Consider the following 22,919-nt stretch of genomic DNA (forward strand, 5'->3'; position numbering starts at 1 on the left):
CCTTGGTCTGACCGTTGTCCGTCGGGCGCTGCGTTCGTGCGGTTCCGGGCGGCCCTGTTCCACCCGTGGCCCCATGCTTCCACCCCGAGGACCCGCCTGGCCACCACGGGCAGGCGTTCCCTCAGCATCGGCGGTGCTCCTGCCCAGGAGCGCTCCAGGTGTCGCGCAGGCCGGTGACCCACACTGTCCGGATGCTCCGGAAACTCCTCCTGCTCGCCCTCACGGCGGCCTACGCCTGGGTGATCTGGCGGATGACGTTGACCCCGCACGTCTTCTCCGACGCGCAGCAGTCCTTCGTCTCGCACGCGATCGTCTGGGCGCAGCAGCTCCCGGGTGGCGCCTGGCTCACCTACGACCGGACGGAGTTCCTCGCGAACATCGCCATGTTCGTGCCCGTCGGGATGATCGCCGCGATGTGGTTGCCGCGCCGCTGGTGGTTCGTCGCCGCCGTGCTGGCGGTCGGCCTCTCCGCCGGGATCGAGATCGCACAGGGCGCACTGCTGCCGTACCGCGTGGCCGACCCGCACGACGTGCTGTCGAACGGCATGGGCGGGCTGCTCGGAGCGACGCTCGTCGGGCTCGCGCGCAGTCTGATGCCGGCCCCGCGTCGTCGTCGACTCCGGGCCAGGACCGCGTAGCCCGTCTGGTAGTCTTGTGCGGTTGCCGTCGAACGGCCGCGGACAAAGAGCGCTCACGCATCCGGTGTGGGCACCGCGCAACGGACAGAAGGGGATCACCATGGCACTTGACGCGAAGGTCAAGCAGGAGATCATCGAAGAGTACGCGACCCACCCGGGCGACACCGGATCCCCCGAGGTCCAGGTCGCCGTTCTGACGCGTCGTATCAACGACCTGAACGAGCACCTCAAGGAGCACAAGCACGACCACCACTCGCGGCGTGGTCTGCTGCTCATGGTCGGTCAGCGTCGCCGTCTCCTCGGTTACCTCTCCGACGTCGACATCGCCCGCTACCGCGCGCTCATCGAGCGCCTCGGCCTGCGCCGATAAGGTCAGCGTCGCTCGTCGACCGACACACGCTTGACCGAACGCCCCGGTCCTCCTCGTGAGGCCCGGGGCGTTCTCCGTGTGCCCGGCGGCGTCGGCGCACCGGCGCACCGGTGCGTCGGATGCGTCGGGTGCGTCGTCCCGAACCCGCCAAAGCGACAGTGCGCCGCGCACTGTCGGCAGCAATCTGTCGCCTTTGCGCTGTTGACGGTGTGGGGGTGCGGGGAAGTGTCGCTTTGGGGACGTGACGGGGACGCACGCGGAGGGGAATGGTTGCGAGGGGAGCCCGGTTGGGTACGATGTTCATGCAAACGCATTGAAGATCGGGAGTCACCATGACCACCATCGCCGTCGTCTCCGCCGGGCTCTCCGAGCCCTCGTCGACCCGCCTGCTCGCCGACCGCCTGGCGGCCTCCGCCGTCGCCGCCATCGAGCAGGACCGGAGGGGAGGCTCGCCCCGCGTCGTGCACGTCGACCTGCGTCCGCTGGCCCACGAGATCACCGACGCGATGCTCACCGGCTTCCAGGCCCCCGCCCTGGCAGCGGCGACCGCTGCGGTCGTCGAGGCCGACGCGCTCGTCTTCGTCTCGCCGATCTTCACCGCAGGCATGAGCGGCCTGGCGAAGTCCTTCCTCGACGTGATGGACAAGGACGCCCTCGCCGACATGCCCGTCCTGCTGGGCGCGACCGGCGGCACGGCGCGGCACTCCCTGGCACTGGAGCACGCGATGCGCCCGGTGTTCGCGTACCTCCGCGCGGCCGTCGTGCCGACCGGCGTGTTCGCCGCGACCGACGACTGGGGTACCCAGGGTGACCAGGTGGCCCTGGACGGTCGCATCCGCCGGGCCGGGACCGACCTCGCCTGGGCGATCGGAGCCTCCCGTCGGTCACCGCAGGAGGCGGACGCCCTGCCGGAGGTGCAGGACTTCGCGAGCCTGCTCGGCGGGCTCGGTCACTAGAGCGGGCGGACGAACAGCCGGAACCGGACCGGACGTCCGTCCGCGTCGGTGTCGGTCGTGCTCGCGAACTCGCGCACGAACGTGAAGCCGGCGCGCTCGGCGACCTTCGCGGAGGCGGTGTTGCGGACGTCGGCGCGGATCGCGGCTCGGGTGCCGACACCTCCGGAGCGGATGCTGTCGCAGATCTGCGCGACGGCGATCGCCGTCACGCCGCGGCCGCGCATCCACGGGGCGATGCCGTAGGCGATGTTGACGTCGCCCGGATCGAGGCCGTCGTGGACCTCGGGGTCGTAGTCGATGGTGCCGACGCAGTCACCGTCGACGAGGACCGCGAACGCGCGTTTGCCCGCGCCGGCCGCTGCCTCGCGGGCGAGTCGGTCCACGTAGGCCTCGGTGCCGACGACCGTGCTGCGGCCGCCGCTCAGCCAGCGGATCGTCTCGTCGTCCTCCGCCGCGACGATCGCCGCGGCGTGCTCGTGCCGCAGCGGCTCGACGGTGACGTCCACGCGTCCACCGTACCGGGCTCTTAGGCGGACCACAGGGTTCCTCGGGGAGCGGCGCAGCTGACGCCCGGTGTCCTCATCGTCACGGCCGCGAGCCTCGTGGTGACGGCGAGGAGGAACGATGGACACCAGGGGCAGTGGGAAGCGGTCCGCACGGATCACGAGCGCGCTGGTCGGTGCGGGCGGGCTCGTGGTGGCGCTGGTCACCGGCGGCGGGCTGTGGCTCGGGCACACCGAGGCCGCGACGACCGGTGACACGAGCACGTCGACGTCGACCTCCACGGAAACGGACGCCGGGACGTCCACGGACACCGGGACGTCCGCCGGCACCGGGACGTCCGCCGGCACCGGGACGTCCGCCGGCACCGGGACGTCGTCCGACACGGGCGTCAGCCAGGGCACCACCGGCAGCACCGACGCGACGACGACGGGATCGTGACCGTGCGCGCCGCCACCTCGTGGGACGTCTGGACCACGACCGCCCGGGTCGTGCTCGACCACCGCGACCGCCGTCACCTCGCCGCGGCGGAGTCGTGCGTGCGCGAGGTCCTCGCCGCCGTCGACGCCGCGTGCAGCCGCTTCCGCCCCGACTCCGAGCTGCGCTCCCGTGCCGCCGCACTCGAACGCGGCGCCGTCGTCTCACCCCTGCTCGCGAGTCTCGTCCACCAGGCACTCGACGCCGCCGAGACCACGGGCGGCGACGTCGACCCGACGCTCGGGGCGCGCATGGTCGCACTCGGGTACGACGCAGCCTTCGCCGACGCCCCGCCGACCGACACCCCGACGGAGCTCGCCGCGGCGCTCGACGGGCGGCCGGCCTGGAAGCGCGTCCTGCTCTCCGGCACCTTCCTCCGGGTCCCGCACGGGGTGGTCCTCGACCTCGGCGCCACCGCGAAGGCCGCTGCTGCCGACATGGCCGCCGCGAGCGTCACCGCCCGGTTCGGCATCGGCGTGCTCGTCTCCCTCGGCGGGGACGTCGCCACCGCGGGTCCGGAACCGCACGGCGGATGGCAGGTGCTGGTGCAGGACCTCGACGACGACCCGACCGAACGGGTCACCCTGTCGCCCGGGTGGTCGATCGCGACGTCGAGCACCCAGAAGCGCCGATGGGAGCAGGACGGGGACGTACGGCACCACATCCTGGACCCGCGGTGGGGGCTGCCGGCTGACCCGGTCTGGCGGAGCGTGACGGTCGTCGCACCGTCGTGCGTCCTCGCGAACACGTTCACCACCGCAGCGGTCGTCCGCGGTCACCGTGCTCCCGCGATGCTCCGGGCGCACGGCGTCGCAGCGAGACTGGTGGGGGCGAACGGAGACGTCGTGCGCCTCGGGGGATGGCCGGACGAACGGCAGGTCGCCTGATGGACACCGCGCTGTGGGTCCTCGGGCGGGGCATGGGCGTGGCGGCCGTCGTGCTGCTCTCCCTGACGGTCGTGCTCGGCATCGTCACGCGTGGCGGCCGTCCGCTCCGGGGCCTCCCGCGCTTCGCCGTCCAGCTCGTGCACCGGGACGTCGCCCTCGCCGCGACGCTCTTCGTCGTCGTGCACGTGGTGACGCTGCTCCTCGACACCGAGGCCGAACTGCGGCTGGTCGACACGGTCGTGCCCTTCGTCGGCGCCTACCGCTGGTTCTGGCTCGGGCTCGGCACGCTCGCGGTGGACCTGCTCGTCGTCCTCGTCGTCACCGCGTTGCTCCGGCGGGTGATCGGCCCGCGGGTGTTCCGCGTCGTGCACTGGACGGCGTACGCGATGTGGCCGGTCGCGATGGCACACGCGATCGGCACCGGGACCGACGGGACCTCGGCGTGGTTCCTGGTCGTCGCCGGGGTCTGTGCGGCAGCGGTCACCGGTGCCGTCGTGTGGCGCTGCTCCGACCGGGTCACCGAACACCGCACGTTCCACCTCGAGAGGACGGCCCGACCATGACGACCACCACCGCGATCGCTCCACCACTCGGCGTCCGGAGACTCCTCGCAGCGCCGGGCCCCGCACTCGCCGACCACGTGCGGACGCACGGCCCGATGCCGTCCGTCCGACCGGGGATCATCGACGAGCTCGGACTCGCCGGCATCGACGGCCGGGGCGGAGCCGGGTTCCCGCTCGCGCGCAAACTCGCTGCGAGCGTCGCCGCTGCACGCACCGCGACGGCGGCCTCGGTCCACTCGCGCAGGCGCACACCCCTGGTGATCGGGAACGCCGCCGAGGGTGAGCCCGCGAGCCGGAAGGACGCCGTCCTGCTCGCGACGAGCCCGCACCTCGTGCTGGACGGACTCGTCATCGCGGCGCTCGCCGTGGGGGCGACCGACGCGGTCCTGGCGACCGGCGCGGCGAACGCCGACGTCGTGCAGCGAGCACTCGCCGAGCGGCACGACGCAGTCGCGATCACACTCCGGGTGCTCCCGCACACGTCGTTCGTGTCGGGCGAGGCCGCAGCGCTCGCGTCCGCCGTGGCCGGCGGTCCGGGGAAGCCGACCGACCGGGTCGTCCGGCTCGCCGAACGCGGCCCGAGCGGACGCCCGACGATCGTCTCGAACGTCGAGACCCTCGCGCAGGCCGCACTCGTCGCACGCTGGGGCGCGGCGTGGAACCGCTCGATCGGGACCGCGTCGGCACCCGGGACCCGTCTCGTGACCGTCAGCGACGTCCGTGACCCGGCCACGGCGGTGGTGCTCGAGGTGGCGGGCGGGACGGTGCTCGGGGAGGTGATCCGGGCCTCCAGGGCGGTCCCCGACCCCGCACGGACGCGAGCCGTGCTGGTCGGCGGATGGGGCGGGACGTGGGTGCCGGCGGCCGCGCTCGACGCGACGCTCGATGCGGACGGACTGGGGCCGTGGGGTGCCTCGCCGGGTGCCGGCGTGGTGGCGGTGCTCGACGACGAGACATGCCCGGTCTCGGTCACGGCCCGCATCGCGGCGGCGCTCGCCTGGGCGTCTGCGGGACGGTGCGGGCCGTGCGTGAACGGGCTGCCGCGTCTGGCCGACGTGCTCGGGGCGCTGGCCGCCGGTGCGCGTGGCGCTGACCTGGCGGGGGAGGTGCGTCGCCTGACCAGGCTCGTCGACGGGCGGGGTGCGTGTCACCACCCGGACGGTGTCGCACGGATGGTGCGGAGTGCGCTCAGCGTGTTCCACGAGGACGTGCAGGCACACCTCGGCGGCACCTGCGCGGTGCGGCGATGAACGGCCGCGCCGGGGCGAGCCCCCGCGCCGGGGCGACGGCGCTGCACGTGGACTGGACGCGGTGCCGTGGGCGCGGGCTCTGCACGGAGCTCCTCGCCGAGCGGTTGGACCGCGACGAGTGGGGCTTCCCGATCGCCCGTGACGGGGGTCGGACCCGCGACGTGCCGCTCGCCCCGTCGGACGTCGCTGCGGCACAGGACGCCGTCGCGATGTGCCCGGTGCAGGCGCTCCGACTCGTCAGTACCAGTGCGGGTTGACGCTCATCTCGTGGTTCCACGCGCCGCACGGGGTGCCGTAGCTCGACTTGATGTACGCGAGACCCCAGTTGATCTGCGTGTTCGCGTTGGTCCGCCAGTCGGCACCCGCCGCACCGAGCTTCGATGCGGGGAGTGCCTGGGGGATGCCGTACGCACCGCTCGAGGAGTTCAGGGCGTTCGCGCGCCACCCGGACTCCTGGGTCCACAGGGAGACGAGGCAGCCGTACTGGTCGTCGCCCCAGCCGTAGTTGCCGAGGACGCTCCTGGCGTAGGCCTTCGCGGCCGCCGGGTCGACCGTGACGCCGGAGGTGCTCGGGTACGAGGTGCCGGTCGACGGCGTGGTGACCGCGGCCTCGGCGGCGGCCTGCGCTGCTGCTGCCTGCGCCGCTGCCTGCGCCGCGACGGCCTGGCCGACCTCGTACTGCTGCTCGGTGGCGGCGGTCGTGTCGTTCAGCGACGCGAGCTGCGCGTAGAGCTCGTTGCTGTGGTCCTTCGTGGAGGCGACGGCGGCGTCCGCCTTCTGCTCGGCGGTCTTCGCCGCGGCGGAGCGTTCCTCGGCCGCCTGTGCGAGCGACGCACGCTCGTCCTCGGCCCGCTTCGCCTGGTCGTGCAGGGACGACGCGGTCTTCGCCGCCACCGATGCCTCGTCCATCACACCGGCCCACGTGCTCGACAGCTGGTCCATCGCGCCGAGCTGGTAGAGCAGCTGGTCCGGGTTCTTCGCGGTCGCGATGCGCGTGGTCATCTGGTTCGTGGACCCGTCGCGGTACAGGTTCGCGGCGAGCTGGCCGGCCCGCGTCTGCGCGCGCGTCGCGGTCGCCGACGCTTCGTCGGCCTGGGACTGGAGGCTCGTGGCGGTCTGGGTGGCCTCGCTCAGGTCCGCCTCGGCCTTCGTCGCCTTCGCAGACGCGTCGAGCGCGGTCTGCGACTTGGCAGCGGCGTCCGCCTGCGCGGACTGCAGCGCTGCCTGGACCTTCTTCACCTCGGCCGCCTTGGCGTCCGCGTTCCCCTTCGCCTTCTGCACGTCCTGCCAGGTCGGGTAGTCCGTCGCGCTCGCGGGAGCAGCGGTCACGACGGGGGCGACGAGCGCACCGACGACCACGGCGGCCGCGACGAGTACGCGTCTGGCAGGGGATCGACGCATGGACGCAGGCTATCGGGGACACGCCCGTTCGCCACGAGCCTCGCCGTCGATTCACCGCCGACTGCTAAAGTCGAGGCGTCCGGGGACCGTTTCCCGTGACGACACACAACATCGCACGCAGACCGGCACGAAGCTGGTCATCGGTGGTGGCATGCGGGCCGACTCCGTCCCGACTGCTTCTACTGCTGGCCAGGCATGCGTTCCGCGTCGTGGAGCGCACGTGCACGCGTGTGCCCGAGGCCGGGTCTGCTGCATCACAGACGCAAGGAGGCATCCTCTTGGAGGGTCCCGAGATCAAGTTCGCTGAAGCGATCATCGACAACGGTCGCTTCGGCACCAGGACGGTCCGGTTCGAGACCGGCCGTCTCGCGCAGCAGGCACAGGGTGCCGTCGCCGCGTACCTGGACGAAGAGACCATGCTGCTGTCGGCCACCAGCGCCGGCAAGCACCCGCGCGAGGGCTTCGACTTCTTCCCGCTGACGGTCGACGTCGAAGAGCGCTCGTACGCCGCCGGCAAGATCCCCGGCTCGTTCTTCCGCCGCGAGGGCCGCCCCTCGACCGAGGCGATCCTGGTCTGCCGGCTCATCGACCGGCCGCTGCGTCCGTCGTTCGTCGACGGCCTCCGCAACGAGGTCCAGATCGTCATCACCGTCCTGAGCATCGCTCCTGACGAGTTCTACGACGCGCTCGCGATCAACGCGGCATCGGCGTCGACGCAGATCTCCGGTCTGCCGTTCTCCGGCCCCATCGCGGGTGTGCGCCTGGCGCTCATCGGCGACCAGTGGGTCGCGTTCCCGAAGGCGTCGCAGCTCGCCGAGGCCGTCTTCGACCTCACCGTCGCCGGCCGTGTCGTCACGGACGAGGCGGGCAACGAGGACGTCGCGATCATGATGGTCGAGGCCGAGGCCACCGAGCACAGCTGGGACCTCATCCAGGGCGGCGCCACCAAGCCCGACGAGGCCGTCGTCGCGCAGGGTCTCGAGGCGGCGAAGCCGTTCCTCAAGGTCCTCGTCGAGGCGCAGGCGAAGATGGCCGCGCAGTCGGCCAAGGAGATCCAGGACTACCCGGTCTTCCCGCCGTACGCCCCCGAGGTCTACGACGCGGTCGAGGCCATCGCCCTGTCCGAGCTCGGCGACGTCTACAAGATCGCCGGCAAGCTCGAGCGCCAGGACGCGGACGACGCCCTCAAGGCGCGCGTCAAGGAGGCCATCGCCGCCAAGGTGACGGCCGGCGAGCTCCCGGAGTCGGCCAACGGCCAGGTCAGCGGCGCCTACAAGTCGGTCACGAAGAAGGTCGTCCGCGGCCGCATCCTGACCGAGCAGGTCCGCATGGACGGTCGCGGCCTCGCCGACATCCGTCCGCTCGACGCCGAGGTCGCCGTGATCCCGCGCGTCCACGGTTCGGCGATCTTCCAGCGCGGCGAGACGCAGATCCTCGGCGTCACCACGCTGAACATGCTCAAGATGGAGCAGCAGATCGACTCGCTGTCGCCCGTCACGAAGAAGCGCTACCTGCACCACTACAACTTCCCGCCCTACTCGACCGGTGAGACCGGCCGCGTGGGTTCGCCGAAGCGTCGCGAGATCGGGCACGGCTTCCTCGCCGAGCGCGCCCTCGTGCCGGTGCTGCCGTCGCGCGAGGAGTTCCCCTACGCGATCCGTCAGGTGTCCGAGGCGCTCGGCTCCAACGGCTCGACGTCGATGGGTTCCGTCTGTGCCTCGACCCTGTCGCTCCTCAACGCCGGTGTGCCGCTCAAGGCCCCGGTCGCGGGCATCGCGATGGGCCTCGTCTCCGACACCGTCGACGGCCAGACCCGCTACGCGGCGCTGACCGACATCCTCGGTGCCGAGGACGCCCTCGGCGACATGGACTTCAAGGTCGCCGGTACCTCGGAGTTCGTCACCGCGATCCAGCTCGACACCAAGCTCGACGGCATCCCGTCGTCGGTGCTCGACGCCGCGCTGAAGCAGGCCAAGGAGGCCCGCTCGGCCATCCTCGGTGTCCTCACCGAGGCGATCGACGCACCCGACGAGATGGCGGACACCGCGCCGCGTGTCATCTCCGTGCAGATCCCCGTCGACAAGATCGGCGAGCTGATCGGCCCGAAGGGCAAGACGATCAACGGGATCCAGGACGAGACCGGCGCCGACATCTCGATCGAGGACGACGGCACCGTGTACATCGGCGCCGTCGACGGTCCGTCGGCCGAGGCCGCTCGCGCCCAGGTCAACGCGATCGCGAACCCGACCAACCCGGAGATCGGGGACCAGTTCCTCGGCACCGTCGTGAAGATCGCCACGTTCGGCGCCTTCGTGTCGCTGCTCCCGGGCCGCGACGGTCTGCTCCACGTCTCCGAGGTGCGCAAGCTCGCCGGTGGCAAGCGTGTCGAGAACGTCGAGGACGTCCTCGGCGTCGGCCAGAAGATCCTGGTCGAGGTCACCAAGGTCGACGACCGCGGCAAGCTCTCGCTCGCGCCGGTCGTGGCCGAGGAGTCGGACACCGACAGCAGCGGTGCACGCGAGGAGTCCTCGGACGCCACCGTCTGATCCACCCCTGCACGCAGAACGGCCGTCGTCCTCCGGGACGGCGGCCGTTCCGCGTGTGCGGGGTGCGCTGGCGGGGTGCGGGGTGCGGGGTGCGCTGGCGGGTGCGGGGTGCGGGCGGGGCACCGGGCGGGGTTCCGGCTGCCGACTCGGGACGACGAACTCGCTGTCGTACGACAGCGACCTTGTCGCTGCCGCGCGTCCGCAACAGTCCGCTGCCGCAACGAACGACAGCGTCGTTGTCGTACGACAGCGGCGCTGTCGTTTCGAGTCGGGACGGGCGCGCTACTCCGCGGGGGTCTCCTGCGTGCCCATCAGCACGGCACGCGCGAGGAGGTGCTCCCGCAACATGAACCCGACGACAGCGGGGGTCGCATCGACGGGGACCTCGAGCAGCGGGACGTCGAGCGCACTCAGCGTGAAGAAGTACCGGTGGGACCCGTGCCCGGCGGGAGGCGCGGCACCGAGGAACGTGTCCGACCCGAACTCGTTGTGCCGACGGAGCGCCGCAGCGGGCAGGAGCGCGTCGTCCGTGCCGGCACCGGAGGGGAGCGACGTGACATCGGCCGGGATGTCCGACACGCACCAGTGCCAGAAGCCCGAGCCCGTCGGCGCATCGGGGTCGTACACGGTGAGCACGTAGCTCTGCGTGTCCTCGGGGGCTCCAGACCACTCGAGGGCGGGGGAGCGGTCCTCGCCACCGACGTCGCCGCCGCGCGCGGACGTCGGCAGCTCGTCACCGTCGGTGAAGTCGGGGCTGGTGAGGGTGAAGGTGGGCACCTCGGGGAGGCGCCAGAGCGGGTCGTTTGCCATGCACCCAGGCAACCACCCGTGCCATGGAGCCGACCGGAGACGGACGGAAGGCACGGTGCGAGCGGGCACCGTGCCTCCCGTCCGGGTCGTGGTCGCGACCACGGCGGCCAGACGGATCAGGCCGGGCCGGTCGCGCTCCCCGGGTTGCCGCTGGCGACGATCGCTCCGTTGACGCCCTCGGGGAAGAAGCCGCCCTTGTCGATCTGGTTCGGCGTCAGGAACACCACGTTGAGCACCCGTTCGGCGGTGCGACCGTAGGCGAGGGAGTTCGCGTCGGTCGGCACGAGGTTCACCGCGCCGCTCGACGTCGTGATGCCCTGGTCGTCGTCCGTGGGGCCGTCGAGCGAGTCCCGGGCGTCCGAGATCTTGTTCGCCGGCACCTGCAGGCCCTTGTCGGAGAGCTTCGACCGGATGATGCCGGCGTGGTAGGCCTCGACGGCGAGGATCCCGGCAGCGGCGCTGAGGTACGTCTTGCTGGAGATCAGGGGAGCAGCGCCCTTGTAGGCGGTGACCCCCACGTCCTCGAAGACGTACGCCCCGAGCAGGAAGTTCTCCTCGCTCGCGAACGGGTCGAACGTGCCGGTGGGCCCGACGACCCCGGCGGCTCGGGCGGCGACCGTGAAGCTGCTCACCAGGTCGATCTTGGGACGGGACACCTTCGCGTCCCCGAGCGCGCTCCGGAGGAACGCGACGTGTGCGCGTTCGTCGTTCGCGATCTCGGTGGCGATCCCGCGGATGGCTGCGGTCTTGAACGGCACCTTCTTGCCACCGATGACCGGCCCCTGGGGGTCGATGCCGGTGATCATGCTGTCGGTCAGGCCCGTGCCGAACACGGCGCGGAGGTAGAACTCGGCCTCGAGGTACTCGAGGTTGAGCGCGAAGTTGAGGATCGCGGCGTCGGAGACGGCGGCGTCCTCCTCGGGGGTGGCGGAGGCGGGGGCGGCGGTGAGCACCGACGAGCCGAGCGCGGCGATGCCGGCTGAGGCGCCGGCGACACCGGCGGCTGCGAAGAAGCGTCGTCGGTCGAGCGCGTTCTCGGCGCTGCGGTCGATGGCGTGACGGATGAAACGGTTGTCGAACATCGTTGTCCTCGAGACGTGCGGGCAGCACGGGGCCCTGGCCGACGCTGCAGGGAAACGGGTCGGCCGGGGCACGATCGGCGGGTTGGTCGACCGTGCGGTCACGGTACCCCCGAACAGGGGCCGTCACCAGGGGTGCGCGGAAACCGGCGGACGCCGTCAGCCGGCGAGGACGCGTTCGGCGACGCGACGGAGTGCCGCTGTCGCCGCGATGGCGTCGCCGGCGTAGGCACCCGACATGGCGCCGTCCCGCGCGAGCATGAGCTCGTCGGCGCCGTCGCCCGGGAGCGGGTGGCCGGCGGCCTGCAGGAGTTCCGCGAGACGTTCCGTGTACCAGTCGCGGTGACTCGCGACCACCTGGCGGACGGGGTCGCGCGGGTCGTGGTACTCGGCGGCGGCGTTGAGGAACGCGCAGCCGCGGAACTCGGCCTCGTTCACCTCGTCCGAGACGGCGTCGACCCAGGCGCGGACTGCCCGGGGCGCTTCGGCGGCGTCGGTGACGAGGCGCTCGAACCGGTCTTGCACGCGCTCGTGCTGCGTTCGGATGTAGGCCAGGATCAGGTTGTCCTTGGACCCGTAGTGCTTGTAGAACGTCGCCTTCGTGACGCTCGCCTCGGAGATGAGGCGGTCGACGCCGACGCTGTGGATCCCCTCTTCGTAGAAGAGTCGCGTCGCGGTCTCGAGGATGCGGACCTTCGCGCCGCCGGAGCGGGGAGCCGGGGGGACGCTCGACCCGTCCGACGACGCGAGGTTCGGATTGCTCGGCCCAAGGAGACGCTGGACGGCCGGTTGGGGGGAATCGACCGTCACAGCGTGGCTCCTTGGGACTCATCGGCTCCGCGGCTGAGTGGGGGGACTCGTGCCGCCGAGGACTGATGTCCCGAGCCACCGGATCGGAATCTAGGGGGGCTACCGATCCGGCGTACGCAACTGTAGCACATGGAGGACAGACAGACGTGTCGGTCTGTCCTCACTTTGTGTACCCCATTTCGAGGCACACGCGGACTTCGGCCCGGCACCCGGGGAACGTCAGTAGGCTCGACCGCGATGAACCACCCAGTGCCGTTGCCCCTCGAGGCCCCGGACACGTCGTTCCTGACGTCCGGGGGATCCTTCGTCCGCCGCACCGTCCTCCCCTCGGGCGTGCGCGTGCTGACCGAGGCCGTTCCGGCGTCCCACTCGACGAGCATCGGGTACTGGGTCGGAGTCGGGTCCCGAGACGAACGAGCCGGCCAGTACGGCTCCACGCACTTCCTCGAACACCTGCTGTTCAAGGGCACCACGACCCGCAGCGCGCTCGACATCGCCGTGGCGTTCGACTCCGTCGGTGGCGAGCACAACGCCGCGACCGCCAAGGAGTACACGTGCTACTACGCCCGTGTCCGTGACGCCGATGTGCCGATGGCCGTCCGGGTGATCGGTGACATGGTCACGAACTCGGTGCTCGAAGCGGATGCGTTCGACGTCGAGCGCGGCGTCATCCTCGAAGAGCTCGCGATGGCCGCCGACGACCCGGCCGACGTCGCCGGCGAGGCGTTCTTCGCCGCGGCCTTCGAGGGGCACGCGCTCGGCCGTCCGATCGGCGGGACGCCGGAGAGCATCCGCGCGGTGCAGCGCGACGAGGTCCTGTCCCACTACGCGGAGCACTACGCGCCGAACGGGCTCGTCATCACCGCGGCCGGAGCCGTCGACCACGACCGCTTCTGCGCCCTCGTCGAAGAGGTCTTCCAGAGCGCCGGTCGCGCCCGTCCGGTCGCCAGGCGCACGGCGCAGCCCGTGGCGGACCCCGCCGTCGAGAAGCTCACGGTGGTGCACCGTCCCACCGAGCAGGTCAGCATGCTCCGCGGCTCGCAGGGCCTGGACCTCCGTGACGACCGCCGTCCGGTGCTGAGCGTGCTGAACGCCGTCCTCGGTGGTGGCATGAGCTCCCGGCTCTTCCAGGAGGTCCGTGAACGCCGAGGGCTCGCCTACGCGGTGTCCTCCTTCGCGCCCGCCTACCTCGACAACGGTGCGTTCGGTGTGTACGCGGGCTGCGCTCCCGACAAGGTCGGCGGCGTGATCGAGATCGTCGACGCCGAGTTCGCCCGGATGGCCGACGACGGCATCACCGACGACGAACTCCGTCGCGCGAAGGGGCAGATCGAGGGAGCGGTGACGCTCTCCCTCGAGGACTCCGACGCGCGGATGACCCGTCTCGGCCGTGCCGAACTCGGCACCGGCGAGTTCACCGACCTCGACACCGCACTCGAACGGGTCGACCGGGTGACGACGGACGACGTGCTCGAACTCGCCAGAGACCTGCTGACCCGCCCGAAGATCACGTCGGTGGTCGGCGACGTCGAGCGCTCGGCACTCGAGTCCGCGATCGGCATCGGCGGTCGATGACGGAGATGTCGCACTACCTCTACCTCGTCCGGCACGGCGAGCACCAGGACGCCGAGCACGGACTCCGCGACGGCAAGCTCTCCGAGCGCGGCAAGCGCCAGTCGATGCTCGTCGCCGACCGGCTCGGCGGCGTGCCGTTCGACGGCGTCTGGCACTCGCCGCTCGAAGCGCCGAGCGAGACCGCGTCGTTCCTCGCGCAGCGGTTGCCAGCGATCCAGCCGGAACCGTCGACGCTGCTGTTCGACTGCATCCCCTCCGGACCGACGCCGGACATGCCCGCTGCGTACAAGAAGTTCTACGGCGGCATCACCGAGGAGGAGATCATCGCCGGGCAGGCCCAGATGGGCGATGCGGTGGCGGAGTGGTTCACGCCGGCGATGCAGGACCGGCACGACCTGATCATCACGCACAACGCCGTGATCGGCTGGTTCGTACGCGAGGTCTTCCGGGCGCCCGAGTGGCGCTGGATGGGGACGAACGTCGCTCACACGGCGCTGACGATCATCCGCATCCGGTCGGCGAAGCCCGCCGAGCTCGTGACCCTCAACGACACGGCGCACCTGCCGGTCGAGCTCCGGACCGGCCTGCCGGTCGACCAGCCGCTCTAGTCGTAACCGCGATCCGGACGGGAGGATCGTGGCGGGCCGCCACGAGCCTCCAGTGCGCCGTCAGCGCGCGTCCGGGACCCCGCAGCCCTGAGCCGCGCCCGCCCGCATCGAGTGCGCAGAAGCGGCGCTCTGCCGCCGCCGCGCGTCGCCACATCCGCGCACTCGTCCCGCCGCCGGCACCGGACTGGAGGCACGGTGCGGGGCCGCCACGGACCTCCCGTCCGGCGGCTCACCTGCCCGGCCCGGCCACCCCATCGAGTGCGCAGAAGCGGCGCTCCGCCGCCGCCGCGCGCCGCCGTATCCGCGCACTCGTCCCGCCCCGCCACCGGACCGCAGGCGTGATCCGGACGGGAGGCTCGTGGCGGGCCGCCACGAGCCTCCAGTGCGCCGTCAGCGCGCGTCCAGGGCCACCGGCTTGCGGTACCAGGCGGTCGCGTTCGGGTTGTCGTTGAACGGCTCGACGCGCGCGTAGCCCCGCGAGCGGTACATCGCACCGGCTGCGACGAGCGAGTCGTTCGTGTCGAGCACGATCGACGTCGCGCCGAGTCCGGCGGCCGCGCGCTCCAGTTCGTCCATGATCGCCGTGGCCACGCCCCGCCCGCGGCCCTCGGGCGTGACGAACACGTGCTTCACCTCGAACCGCACGTCGTCGCCGTCGTCCGGGATGCGCCGGAGCCCGCCGCACCCGAGCGCCCGTCCCGCGTCGTCCGAGGCGACCGCGAACACGCCGTTCGGCGGGGTGAACTCCGCGGCGGGCGTCCGCTTCCGCGAGTAGCTGCCCTGCGCGCTCGGGAACGTCGCCTCGCGCTCGTCGAGGTAGGCGTCGAGCAGCACGTCGACCTCCGGCAGGTCGGCCGGGACGATGCGGACGGTGACCCGGGTGCGCTCGGTGGTCATGCGTCGATCCTAGGATGGGGCGCATGGTCACTCCCGTCGCCGTCGTCGGCGCCACCGGTCGTCTCGGGGGCCTCGTGGCCGCCGTCGTCGAGGAACTCCCCGGGTTCGAGCTCGTCGCCAGCCTGTCGTCCAAGGACGGCGCGCACGAAGCCGGGCCGTCGGTCTTCAACGGCGCCGGGATCGTCGTCGACGTCACCGTCCCGGCGCTCAGCCCCGCGATCGTGGCGAACGCGCTGGAGAGCGGTGCGAACGTGCTCGTCGGCACGTCCGGCTGGTCAGCAGACCGTCTCGCGAAGCTCCGGTCGTCGCTCGAGGCCCGTCCGGAGCAGGGCACGCTCGTGGTGCCGAACTTCTCGATCGGATCGGTCCTCGGCACCCACCTGGCGACGATCGCCGCGCCGTGGTTTCCGGCGATCGAGATCGTCGAGACCCACCACGCGGGCAAGATCGACTCCCCGTCCGGCACCGCCGTGCGCACCGCCGAGCTCATCTCCGACGCCCGGCGGGCGGTCGGCCCGGTCGACGCTCCGCACGTCGACCAGCGTGCCCGCGGGCAGCAGGTCGCGAGCGTGCCGATCCACTCGCTGCGGCTGCCGGGAGTCAAAGCCGTGCAAGACGTGGTGCTGAGCGGCCCGGGGGAGACCCTGACGATCCGGCACGACACGAACGACGACGTGGCCTACGCACCGGGCATCCGCGCCGCCCTCGCCGCTGTCGGCGACCTCCGCGGGTTGTCGGTCGGGCTCGGCACCGTGCTCGGCATCGGCTAGGAGCACCGCGTGAAGCCATCTGCCAGGAGCGCCGCGTGAAGCTCCGCTCGCCGTTCTGGGGCGCCGCCCTGATGACGGTGCTCCTCGCGCTCTACATCGTGCTCGTCGGGCAGCGCGCCGTGGCGTTCATCGCGACGGGCCTCGCCGTGGGCATCGCGATCGGCGTCGCGCTCTTCGTCGTCGCGGCCATCGGTGCGCTCCTGCTCGTGCTCGAGTTCCGGTTCGGGCTGCGCATCACGCGGCTCGGTGCCCGCCTCGAACGCGAGCACGGCACCCCGGCCGACGTCGTCCCGCTGCGCCCGTCCGGCCGACCCGACCGTGCGGCGGCAGACGAGCTCTTCCCGCAGTACAAGGCCGCGGTCGAGGCCGCTCCGGACGACTGGCGTGCATGGTTCCGACTCGGGGTCGTCTACGACGCCGCAGGCGACCGGAAGCGAGCCAGGGCAGCCATGCGGACCGCCCTGGCCCACTCCCGCTAGAACGCCGCGTCGACCGCGGCTTCTGCCCGGGTGTACCGGAACGCGTAGCCGGACTCGAGCAGCTTCGTCGGGACCATCTGCTGGCTCGACAGCAGCATCTCGTCCGCGGCGTCCCGCAGCAGCGCCTTCAGCGCGAACTCCGGGATCCGGAAGAGGTACGGGCGGTGCAGGTCCTCGGCGACGCGCTTCGTGATCCGGTCGGCGACGGCCGGTTCCGGACCGGCGAGGTTCACCGGGCCGGACACCTCGGCCGCGGAGGACACGGTCGCGAGGTGCACGATCGCACCGACCTCGTCCTCGAGCGCGATCCACGGCCAGTGCTGGCCGCCGGTGCCGAGTCGTCCGCCGAGTCCGACCTTCGTGAGCGGTACGAGCGGTGCGAGCGCGCCCCCGCCCCTCCCGACGACGATGCCGGTCCGCAACGTGACCACCCTGACCCCGTCCGGCGCCCGGTTCGCGGCGGCTTCCCATGCGGTGCACACCTCGGCGAGGAAGCCCGTCCCGGCATCGGCGTCGTCCCCGAGCACGTCGGAGGGACGGTCGCCGTAGACGCCCGACGCGGACCCGGACAGGAACAGGCGCGGCGGGGTCGTCGCGTGCCGCATCGCCTCGACGAGGGTGTCCGTCGCGTCGACCCGGGAGCGCAGGATCTCCTGCTTGTACGTGTCCGTCCACGGCAGCTTGCCGATGTTCGCCCCGGCGAGGTTGACGACCACGTCCGCGCCGTCGAGGACCGCGGGGTCGAGCGGTCGGCTGCCGGGGGCCCACCGGAACTCCGTGGGGGTGTGCGGCTCGCGCCGCACCAGGGTCGAGACGTGGTGCCCGGCATCGCGCAGGGCACGCACCAGCGGGGTCCCGATGAAGCCGGACGCGCCGGCCACCAGGATCGAGAGCGGTTCGGTCATGGAGACCACGCTACGCAGTCGGTCTTGAGGCTCGGGGGACGTCGCGCATGTCGACTCGCCAGTGTGGGTGGTCGCGTTTAGGCTTCGGGTGTGACCGACACCGCGACCGTCCAGCCCGACGCCACCGTTGCCACCCCGTACGAAGACCTGCTCCGGCGCGTCCTCGACGACGGCGCTCCCAAGGGCGACCGCACCGGGACCGGCACGCGCAGCATCTTCGGCGCGCAGCTCCGGTTCGACCTGTCGGAGGGCTTCCCCCTCGTCACGACCAAGCGTGTGCACTTCAAGTCGATCGCGTACGAACTCCTCTGGTTCCTGCGCGGCGACGGCAACGCGACCTGGCTGCAGGAGCACGGCGTGCGGATCTGGAACGAGTGGGCGGACGAGTCCGGCGACCTCGGCCCGGTCTACGGCGTGCAGTGGCGATCGTGGCCGACGCCGTCCGGGGAGCACATCGACCAGATCGCCCAGGTCATCGAGCAGATCCGGACGAACCCCGACTCACGCCGGCTCATCGTGTCGGCGTGGAACGTGTCGGACATCCCGGACATGGCGCTCGCACCGTGCCACGCCTTCTTCCAGTTCTTCGTCAACGACGGCAAGCTCTCGTGCCAGCTCTACCAGCGGAGCGCCGACATGTTCCTCGGCGTGCCGTTCAACATCGCCTCGTACGCGCTCCTGACGCACATGATCGCGGCGCAGACCGGGCTCGAGGTCGGTGACTTCGTGTGGACGGGCGGCGACTGCCACATCTACGACAACCACGTCGAGCAGGTCCGCGAGCAGCTCTCCCGCACGCCGTACGCGCCGCCGACGCTCGAGATCGCGCACCGCGACTCGATCGACGACTACGAGTACGAGGACTTCCAGGTCCTCGGCTACCACCACCACCCGGCGATCAAGGGCGCGGTCGCCGTCTGATGACGCCGGAGCAGTGGGTCGAACCCGTCCGGGGTGTCGGCCTGGTCTGGGCGCGGTCGCTCGACGGGGTCATCGGCGCGGACGGCGGGATGCCGTGGCACGTGCCGGAGGACCTCGCGCACTTCCGCCACGTGACGGGGACCGCCACCGTCGTGATGGGTCGGCGCACCTGGGACTCGCTGCCGGAGCGCTTCCGACCGCTCCCGGGTCGCCGCAACGTCGTGCTCACCCGCGATGCGTCGTGGTCGGCCGACGGCGCCGAGGTCGTGCACGACCTGGCGACGGCGCTCGACACCGACGAGCCCGTCTGGGTCATCGGCGGGGGACAGGTCTACGAGGCGGCGGTGCCCTTCGCGGACCGGGTCTCCGAGACGGTGATCGACACCGAGGTCGCCGGCGACACCGTCGCGCCGACGCTGGACGACGCGTGGGCGCTCGTCGACGAGGGCCCGTGGCAGACCTCCCGCACGGGCGTCCGCTACCGCTTCGTGGAGTGGCGCCGCCGCTCGTAGCGCGCGCCGCGCCCTCGATCTGGTGGGGGCCGTGTGTGGGGCGGGACCGGCGTGACGGACGCGCGCCGAGCCTCCCGGCCGGCCGCTGGTGCCGCACCGTCCGGGCGGACGGCCTCGCCCACGCGCATCCCCGGTACGCTGGTGGCCGTGTCCCCGCGTGAGAATCCCTTCGGTCAGGTCCTCGTCGCCCTCGTGACCCCCTTCACCGCCGACGGTGAAGTGGACTGGCCGGGCGTCGAGCAGCACATCGACGACTGCATCACCGCCGGTGCCGACGGCATCGTCGTGACCGGCACCACCGGTGAGACGTCCACGCTCACCGACCCGGAGAAGCTCCGGCTGGTCGAGGTCGGCAAGTCCGTCGCGAACGGCCGCGCGAAGATCATCACGGGCGGCGGCTCCAACGAGACCGCACACGCGATCCACCTCTACAAGCAGAGCGAGCAGGCCGGCGCCGACGGCGTGATGATCGTCACGCCGTACTACAACAAGCCGACGCAGTCCGGCGTGCTGACGCACTTCCGGATGATCGCGGACGCCACCGACCTGCCGGTGATCCTGTACGACATCCCGGGCCGCACGGGCATCCCGATCACGTACGAGACGATCGTGCGGGCCTCGCACCACCCGAACATCGTGGCCGTCAAGGACGCCAAGGGCGACTTCGCCGAGGTGTCCCGCGTGCTCAACAACACCGACCTGATGTACTTCTCCGGCGACGACACGAACGTGCTCCCGCACCTGTCGATCGGCGCGACCGGACTCATCGGCGTGACGGCGAACATCACGTCCACGCCGTACCGGACCATCATCGACGCCGTGAACGCCGGTGACCTCGCCACCGCGACGCGCGAGCACCAGCGCATCGAACCGCTGGTCCGCGCCGTGATGACGCACGTCCCCGGCACCGTCGCGGCGAAGTACATCCTGCACGGGCTCGGCCGCATCGGCAGCCCCCGTGTCCGCCTGCCGCTCGTCGGCCCCGAGGACTCGGAGGCCTACGCCATCGAGACCTCCCTCGAAGCCGTGCACGGCATCCCCGGCGCCGACTTCTCCAACTTCCGCCCGGACCGCAACGCGGCCGCGGGAGGAGCGCTTCCGAAGGTGCCAGGCACCACCCGTTGATCGACCGCGGCGCGCAGGACGCGCGCCGCCGAAGCAGTCAGGACCGAATGCCCACGCAAGTCTCCGAACCCCAGCCCCTCGAGCCGGGCACCCTCCGGGTCATCCCCGTCGGTGGCCTCGGCGAGATCGGTCGCAACATGACCGTCTACGAGTACGAGGGCAAGCTGCTCATCGTCGATGCCGGCGTGCTGTTCCCCGAGGAGCACCAGCCGGGCGTCGACCTGATCCTGCCCGACTTCGCGCCGATCCGGGACCGCCTCGACGACGTCCTCGGCGTCGTGCTCACGCACGGTCACGAGGACCACATCGGTGCCGTGCCGTACCTGCTGAAGCTCCGCCAGGACATCCCGCTGATCGGGTCCACGCTGACCCTGGCGCTCGTCGAGGCGAAGCTCAAGGAACACCGGATCAAGCCGTACACGCTCGTCGTGCAGGAGGACCAGACCGAGCAGCTCGGCCCGTTCCACCTCGAGTTCGTCGCGGTGAACCACTCCATCCCCGACGCCCTCGCCGTCGCCATCACGACCCCGGCAGGGCGCGTGCTGCACACCGGCGACTTCAAGATGGACCAGCTGCCGCTCGACGACCGCATCACCGACCTCCGTGCGTTCGCGCGGCTCGGCGAGGCCGGCGTCGACCTGTTCCTGCCGGACTCCACCAACGCCGACGTCCCCGGGTTCACCGCTCCGGAGCGCGACATCGGCCCGGTGCTCGAGAACATCATCATGCGGGCGCGCAAGAAGGTCGTCGTCGCGAGCTTCTCCTCGCACGTGCACCGCGTGCAGCAGGTGCTCGACGCCGCGGCCGCCGCGAACCGCCGTGTCGCGTTCATGGGTCGCTCGATGATCCGCAACATGACGATCGCCGCCGACCTCGGGTACCTGCGGGTGCCGGAGAACGTGCTGATCGACACGAAGAAGGCCAAGGACGTCCCGGACGACCAGATCGTCTACATGTCGACCGGGTCCCAGGGCGAGCCGATGGCCGTCCTCGCCCGCATGGCGAACCTCGAGCACCAGATCGAGATCGGCGACGGCGACACCGTCATCCTCGCGTCGTCGCTCATCCCGGGCAACGAGAACGCCGTCTACCGCGTGATCGACGGCCTGACGAAGCTCGGTGCGAAGGTCGTGCACAAGGGCAACGCGAAGGTGCACGTCTCCGGCCACGCGTCCGCCGGCGAGCTGCTGTACTGCTACAACATCCTGCGTCCGCGCAACGTCCTGCCCGTGCACGGCGAGCACCGGCACCTCTACGCGAACGCCGACCTCGCTATCCAGACGGGTGTCCCGCCGCGCAACGTGATCCTCGGTCAGGACGGCATCGTCGTCGACCTGAAGGACGGCGTCGCGAACGTCGTCGGACAGCTCGACATCGGGTACGTCTACGTGGACGGTTCGACCGTCGGCGAGATCACCGACGCCGACCTCAAGGACCGTCGTGTCCTGGCGGAAGAGGGGTTCATCTCCGTCTTCTGCGCGGTCGACTTCGCAACAGGACAGTGCGTCATCGGCCCGGAGATCCAGTCGCGCGGCTTCGCCGAGGACGACTCCGTCTTCGACGACGTCCGCCCGCAGATCGCCCGTGCCCTGGCCGACGCGGCCGGCAACGGCACGCGGGACCAGCACGCGTTCAGCCAGGTGGTCCGCCGGACCGTCGGACGCTGGGTGAACACGAAGCACCGCCGTCGTCCGATGATCGTCCCGGTGATCATCGAGGCGTAGGGCCCGCGCGCGGTCCGACCGGAGGCCCGCCGCACGTCCGTCCCGGACGCTGCGGCGGGCCGTTCTCATCCCTGAGCATGATCTTTCGTCGGGATGCCGGTCACTAGTATTCCTGTGTGATCGTTCTGCGACGCTGGGTGTGGCCCGGCCTCAAGTTCCTGGTGTTCGCCGCCATCGCAGTGGCACTCGTCCGGCTCGCGTTCTTCGCCGCTCAGCCGCCGGAGGCCGACAAGGTCCCGACCGGCAAGATCGACGACCCCGTCGTCACGGTGGAGAAGGGCGACATCAGCAACGACGTCGAGGCGAAGGGCACCATCCGCTCCGTCGCGTCCACCCCGGTGCGCTCGACGGCAGCCGGCACCGTGAACCGCCTCTTCGTGGCGAACGGCGACCACGTCGAGCAGGGTGCGGCGATCCTCGACGTCCGTGTCGAGACCCCGGTCGACGGTGTCACGGCCGACGGCAGCCCGCTCCCGCCCAAGGTCACCTTCTCGACCGTCGCCGCTCCGGCCGCGGGCACCGTGTCCGGGCTCGACCTGGTGTCGCAGCAGCCGGTCGACATCGGCACGACCGTGGCCCGCGTCGCCCCCGAGTCGTACCGCGCGAGCGCCACGCTCGAGGCCGCGCAGCTCTACCGCCTGATCAACCGCCCGTCCGAGGCGACGGTGACGGTCAAGGACGGCCCGGCGCCGTTCACCTGCACCAACCTGTCGTTGACGAGCGCGGCCGCGTCCGACTCCTCGTCGTCGGACACCGACGCCGCTGACGGGTCCGGCGCGGACGCCTCCTCCGGCGGGACGCAGCTGGAGTGCGACGTCCCGGGCGACGTCACGGTGTTCCCGGGGCTCGAGGTCACCGTGGCCGTGCCCGCCGGCAAGGCAGAGGGCGTCCTGACCCTCCCGACCACGGCCGTCCAGGGCACCGCGCAGAAGGGTGTCGTCACGGTCGTCACCGACGAGGGGAAGCACGAGACGCGCGACGTCGAGCTCGGCATCAACGACGGTGAGCTGGTCGAGGTGAAGTCCGGAGTGGCCGAGGGTGACCAGGTCCTGCAGTTCGTGCCGGGCAAGGAGCAGTCCGAGGACGACTCCACCGAGGGGGCGCGGTGATGGTCG

At 71.4% G+C, this 22,919-nt stretch carries 25 protein-coding genes; 18 read left to right on the forward strand and 7 right to left on the reverse strand.

Annotated elements, in window-relative coordinates:
• The first annotated feature begins 191 nt into the window (after positions 1-191).
• The 3 genes from AAEP80_RS09240 to AAEP80_RS09250 all read left to right on the forward strand — a co-directional run bounded on the left by AAEP80_RS09240 (position 192) and on the right by AAEP80_RS09250 (position 1,964).
• A complete protein-coding gene (locus AAEP80_RS09240) occupies positions 192-638 on the forward strand; it encodes a VanZ family protein (protein ID WP_281267423.1) in 447 nt (148 codons plus the stop codon).
• Between the two features lie 100 nt (positions 639-738).
• Positions 739-1,008, forward strand: coding sequence for a 30S ribosomal protein S15 (gene rpsO / locus AAEP80_RS09245; protein WP_070416523.1), 270 nt, complete (start codon positions 739-741; stop codon positions 1,006-1,008).
• Positions 1,009-1,340: 332 nt separating this feature from the next.
• Positions 1,341-1,964 carry a CE1759 family FMN reductase gene (locus tag AAEP80_RS09250; RefSeq protein WP_420366797.1) on the forward strand — a complete coding sequence of 208 codons (624 nt, stop codon included), beginning with the start codon at positions 1,341-1,343 and terminating at the stop codon, positions 1,962-1,964.
• On the opposite strand, the gene AAEP80_RS09255 is transcribed toward AAEP80_RS09250, so the two are convergent.
• Positions 1,961-2,470, reverse strand: coding sequence for a GNAT family N-acetyltransferase (locus tag AAEP80_RS09255; RefSeq protein WP_420366798.1), 510 nt, complete (start codon positions 2,468-2,470; stop codon positions 1,961-1,963). The two genes, AAEP80_RS09250 and AAEP80_RS09255, sit on opposite strands and share 4 nt — an antisense overlap.
• A 118-nt stretch (positions 2,471-2,588) precedes the next feature.
• Here AAEP80_RS09255 and AAEP80_RS09260 point away from each other — a divergent pair, with 118 nt between their 5' ends.
• From AAEP80_RS09260 to AAEP80_RS09280, 5 genes are read left to right on the forward strand one after another with little or no spacing between them, the layout of a single operon-like run.
• Positions 2,589-2,906 carry a hypothetical protein gene (locus tag AAEP80_RS09260; RefSeq protein WP_420366799.1) on the forward strand — a complete coding sequence of 106 codons (318 nt, stop codon included), beginning with the start codon at positions 2,589-2,591 and terminating at the stop codon, positions 2,904-2,906.
• Positions 2,903-3,829 carry an FAD:protein FMN transferase gene (locus AAEP80_RS09265; protein WP_420366800.1) on the forward strand — a complete coding sequence of 309 codons (927 nt, stop codon included), beginning with the start codon at positions 2,903-2,905 and terminating at the stop codon, positions 3,827-3,829. The genes AAEP80_RS09260 and AAEP80_RS09265 overlap by 4 nt, the downstream gene beginning before the upstream one ends.
• Positions 3,829-4,392 (forward strand): ferric reductase-like transmembrane domain-containing protein, encoded by a 564-nt coding sequence (locus tag AAEP80_RS09270; RefSeq protein WP_420366801.1) that lies wholly within the window; start codon positions 3,829-3,831, stop codon positions 4,390-4,392. The genes AAEP80_RS09265 and AAEP80_RS09270 overlap by 1 nt, the downstream gene beginning before the upstream one ends.
• On the forward strand, positions 4,389-5,642 hold the full coding sequence (locus AAEP80_RS09275; protein WP_420366802.1) for an NADH-ubiquinone oxidoreductase-F iron-sulfur binding region domain-containing protein: 1,254 nt from the start codon (positions 4,389-4,391) through the stop codon (positions 5,640-5,642). Before AAEP80_RS09270 ends, AAEP80_RS09275 begins: the two co-directional genes overlap by 4 nt.
• On the forward strand, positions 5,639-5,899 hold the full coding sequence (locus AAEP80_RS09280; protein ID WP_420366803.1) for a ferredoxin: 261 nt from the start codon (positions 5,639-5,641) through the stop codon (positions 5,897-5,899). The genes AAEP80_RS09275 and AAEP80_RS09280 overlap by 4 nt, the downstream gene beginning before the upstream one ends.
• Here the strand turns inward: AAEP80_RS09280 and AAEP80_RS09285 are convergent.
• Entirely contained in the window at positions 5,880-7,043 is a 1,164-nt protein-coding gene (locus tag AAEP80_RS09285; RefSeq protein WP_420366804.1) for a coiled-coil domain-containing protein, read from the reverse strand. The genes AAEP80_RS09280 and AAEP80_RS09285 overlap by 20 nt on opposite strands.
• A 278-nt stretch (positions 7,044-7,321) precedes the next feature.
• On the opposite strand from AAEP80_RS09285, the gene AAEP80_RS09290 reads away from it, so the two are divergent.
• Positions 7,322-9,589, forward strand: coding sequence for a polyribonucleotide nucleotidyltransferase (locus AAEP80_RS09290; RefSeq protein ID WP_420366805.1), 2,268 nt, complete (start codon positions 7,322-7,324; stop codon positions 9,587-9,589).
• A 282-nt stretch (positions 9,590-9,871) separates the two neighbouring features.
• Here AAEP80_RS09290 and AAEP80_RS09295 read toward each other — a convergent pair whose 3' ends face one another.
• The 3 genes from AAEP80_RS09295 to AAEP80_RS09305 all read right to left on the reverse strand — a co-directional run bounded on the left by AAEP80_RS09295 (position 9,872) and on the right by AAEP80_RS09305 (position 12,288).
• Positions 9,872-10,399: a YbhB/YbcL family Raf kinase inhibitor-like protein gene (locus tag AAEP80_RS09295; RefSeq protein ID WP_420366806.1), complete on the reverse strand. Its 528-nt coding sequence runs from the start codon at positions 10,397-10,399 to the stop codon at positions 9,872-9,874.
• A gap of 116 nt (positions 10,400-10,515) precedes the next feature.
• Positions 10,516-11,481 (reverse strand): ferritin-like domain-containing protein, encoded by a 966-nt coding sequence (locus AAEP80_RS09300; RefSeq protein ID WP_420366807.1) that lies wholly within the window; start codon positions 11,479-11,481, stop codon positions 10,516-10,518.
• A gap of 156 nt (positions 11,482-11,637) precedes the next feature.
• Entirely contained in the window at positions 11,638-12,288 is a 651-nt protein-coding gene (locus tag AAEP80_RS09305) for a TetR/AcrR family transcriptional regulator (protein WP_420366808.1), read from the reverse strand.
• A 237-nt stretch (positions 12,289-12,525) separates the two neighbouring features.
• Here AAEP80_RS09305 and AAEP80_RS09310 point away from each other — a divergent pair, with 237 nt between their 5' ends.
• Together AAEP80_RS09310 and AAEP80_RS09315 are read left to right on the forward strand one after the other, a co-directional pair.
• The gene (locus AAEP80_RS09310; protein WP_281267436.1) at positions 12,526-13,863 is read left to right on the forward strand and encodes a M16 family metallopeptidase; all 1,338 of its coding nucleotides are present in this window, start codon (positions 12,526-12,528) and stop codon (positions 13,861-13,863) included.
• Positions 13,864-13,868: 5 nt separating this feature from the next.
• Positions 13,869-14,471 carry a histidine phosphatase family protein gene (locus tag AAEP80_RS09315; protein WP_413603035.1) on the forward strand — a complete coding sequence of 201 codons (603 nt, stop codon included), beginning with the start codon at positions 13,869-13,871 and terminating at the stop codon, positions 14,469-14,471.
• Between the two features lie 390 nt (positions 14,472-14,861).
• On the opposite strand, the gene AAEP80_RS09320 is transcribed toward AAEP80_RS09315, so the two are convergent.
• The gene (locus AAEP80_RS09320; RefSeq protein ID WP_420366809.1) at positions 14,862-15,368 is read right to left on the reverse strand and encodes a GNAT family N-acetyltransferase; all 507 of its coding nucleotides are present in this window, start codon (positions 15,366-15,368) and stop codon (positions 14,862-14,864) included.
• Positions 15,369-15,391: 23 nt separating this feature from the next.
• On the opposite strand from AAEP80_RS09320, the gene AAEP80_RS09325 reads away from it, so the two are divergent.
• Positions 15,392-16,138 (forward strand): 4-hydroxy-tetrahydrodipicolinate reductase, encoded by a 747-nt coding sequence (locus AAEP80_RS09325; protein WP_420366810.1) that lies wholly within the window; start codon positions 15,392-15,394, stop codon positions 16,136-16,138.
• 35 nt (positions 16,139-16,173) lie between these two features.
• The gene (locus AAEP80_RS09330; RefSeq protein ID WP_402729285.1) at positions 16,174-16,617 is read left to right on the forward strand and encodes a tetratricopeptide repeat protein; all 444 of its coding nucleotides are present in this window, start codon (positions 16,174-16,176) and stop codon (positions 16,615-16,617) included.
• Here AAEP80_RS09330 and AAEP80_RS09335 read toward each other — a convergent pair.
• Positions 16,614-17,522: a TIGR01777 family oxidoreductase gene (locus AAEP80_RS09335; RefSeq protein ID WP_420366811.1), complete on the reverse strand. Its 909-nt coding sequence runs from the start codon at positions 17,520-17,522 to the stop codon at positions 16,614-16,616. The two genes, AAEP80_RS09330 and AAEP80_RS09335, sit on opposite strands and share 4 nt — an antisense overlap.
• A 90-nt stretch (positions 17,523-17,612) precedes the next feature.
• On the opposite strand from AAEP80_RS09335, the gene AAEP80_RS09340 reads away from it, so the two are divergent.
• The 5 genes from AAEP80_RS09340 (at position 17,613) to AAEP80_RS09360 (ending at position 22,913) form a co-directional block, all read left to right on the forward strand.
• Positions 17,613-18,443: a thymidylate synthase gene (locus AAEP80_RS09340; RefSeq protein ID WP_420366812.1), complete on the forward strand. Its 831-nt coding sequence runs from the start codon at positions 17,613-17,615 to the stop codon at positions 18,441-18,443.
• A complete protein-coding gene (locus tag AAEP80_RS09345) occupies positions 18,443-18,955 on the forward strand; it encodes a dihydrofolate reductase (protein ID WP_420366813.1) in 513 nt (170 codons plus the stop codon). Before AAEP80_RS09340 ends, AAEP80_RS09345 begins: the two co-directional genes overlap by 1 nt.
• Positions 18,956-19,102: 147 nt before the next feature.
• On the forward strand, positions 19,103-20,080 hold the full coding sequence (gene dapA / locus AAEP80_RS09350) for a 4-hydroxy-tetrahydrodipicolinate synthase (protein WP_420366814.1): 978 nt from the start codon (positions 19,103-19,105) through the stop codon (positions 20,078-20,080).
• A gap of 47 nt (positions 20,081-20,127) precedes the next feature.
• Entirely contained in the window at positions 20,128-21,804 is a 1,677-nt protein-coding gene (locus AAEP80_RS09355) for a ribonuclease J (protein ID WP_281267444.1), read from the forward strand.
• 116 nt (positions 21,805-21,920) lie between these two features.
• Entirely contained in the window at positions 21,921-22,913 is a 993-nt protein-coding gene (locus tag AAEP80_RS09360; protein WP_420366815.1) for an efflux RND transporter periplasmic adaptor subunit, read from the forward strand.
• Positions 22,914-22,919: the final 6 nt, after the last annotated feature.

Source organism: Curtobacterium sp. L3-7 (genome assembly GCF_048756585.1).
Lineage (GTDB): Bacteria > Actinomycetota > Actinomycetes > Actinomycetales > Microbacteriaceae > Curtobacterium.

Coding starts and splice junctions, on each gene's coding strand:
- AAEP80_RS09240 (WP_281267423.1), top strand. CDS start 192: ATGCTCCGGAAACTCCTCCTGCTCGCCCTCACGGCGGCCTACGCCTGG.
- rpsO (WP_070416523.1), top strand. CDS start 739: ATGGCACTTGACGCGAAGGTCAAGCAGGAGATCATCGAAGAGTACGCG.
- AAEP80_RS09250 (WP_420366797.1), top strand. CDS start 1,341: ATGACCACCATCGCCGTCGTCTCCGCCGGGCTCTCCGAGCCCTCGTCG.
- AAEP80_RS09260 (WP_420366799.1), top strand. CDS start 2,589: ATGGACACCAGGGGCAGTGGGAAGCGGTCCGCACGGATCACGAGCGCG.
- AAEP80_RS09270 (WP_420366801.1), top strand. CDS start 3,829: ATGGACACCGCGCTGTGGGTCCTCGGGCGGGGCATGGGCGTGGCGGCC.
- AAEP80_RS09275 (WP_420366802.1), top strand. CDS start 4,389: ATGACGACCACCACCGCGATCGCTCCACCACTCGGCGTCCGGAGACTC.
- AAEP80_RS09280 (WP_420366803.1), top strand. CDS start 5,639: ATGAACGGCCGCGCCGGGGCGAGCCCCCGCGCCGGGGCGACGGCGCTG.
- AAEP80_RS09285 (WP_420366804.1), bottom strand. CDS start 7,043: ATGCGTCGATCCCCTGCCAGACGCGTACTCGTCGCGGCCGCCGTGGTC.
- AAEP80_RS09295 (WP_420366806.1), bottom strand. CDS start 10,399: ATGGCAAACGACCCGCTCTGGCGCCTCCCCGAGGTGCCCACCTTCACC.
- AAEP80_RS09300 (WP_420366807.1), bottom strand. CDS start 11,481: ATGTTCGACAACCGTTTCATCCGTCACGCCATCGACCGCAGCGCCGAG.
- AAEP80_RS09310 (WP_281267436.1), top strand. CDS start 12,526: ATGAACCACCCAGTGCCGTTGCCCCTCGAGGCCCCGGACACGTCGTTC.
- AAEP80_RS09315 (WP_413603035.1), top strand. CDS start 13,869: ATGTCGCACTACCTCTACCTCGTCCGGCACGGCGAGCACCAGGACGCC.
- AAEP80_RS09320 (WP_420366809.1), bottom strand. CDS start 15,368: ATGACCACCGAGCGCACCCGGGTCACCGTCCGCATCGTCCCGGCCGAC.
- AAEP80_RS09325 (WP_420366810.1), top strand. CDS start 15,392: ATGGTCACTCCCGTCGCCGTCGTCGGCGCCACCGGTCGTCTCGGGGGC.
- AAEP80_RS09335 (WP_420366811.1), bottom strand. CDS start 17,522: ATGACCGAACCGCTCTCGATCCTGGTGGCCGGCGCGTCCGGCTTCATC.
- AAEP80_RS09345 (WP_420366813.1), top strand. CDS start 18,443: ATGACGCCGGAGCAGTGGGTCGAACCCGTCCGGGGTGTCGGCCTGGTC.
- AAEP80_RS09355 (WP_281267444.1), top strand. CDS start 20,128: ATGCCCACGCAAGTCTCCGAACCCCAGCCCCTCGAGCCGGGCACCCTC.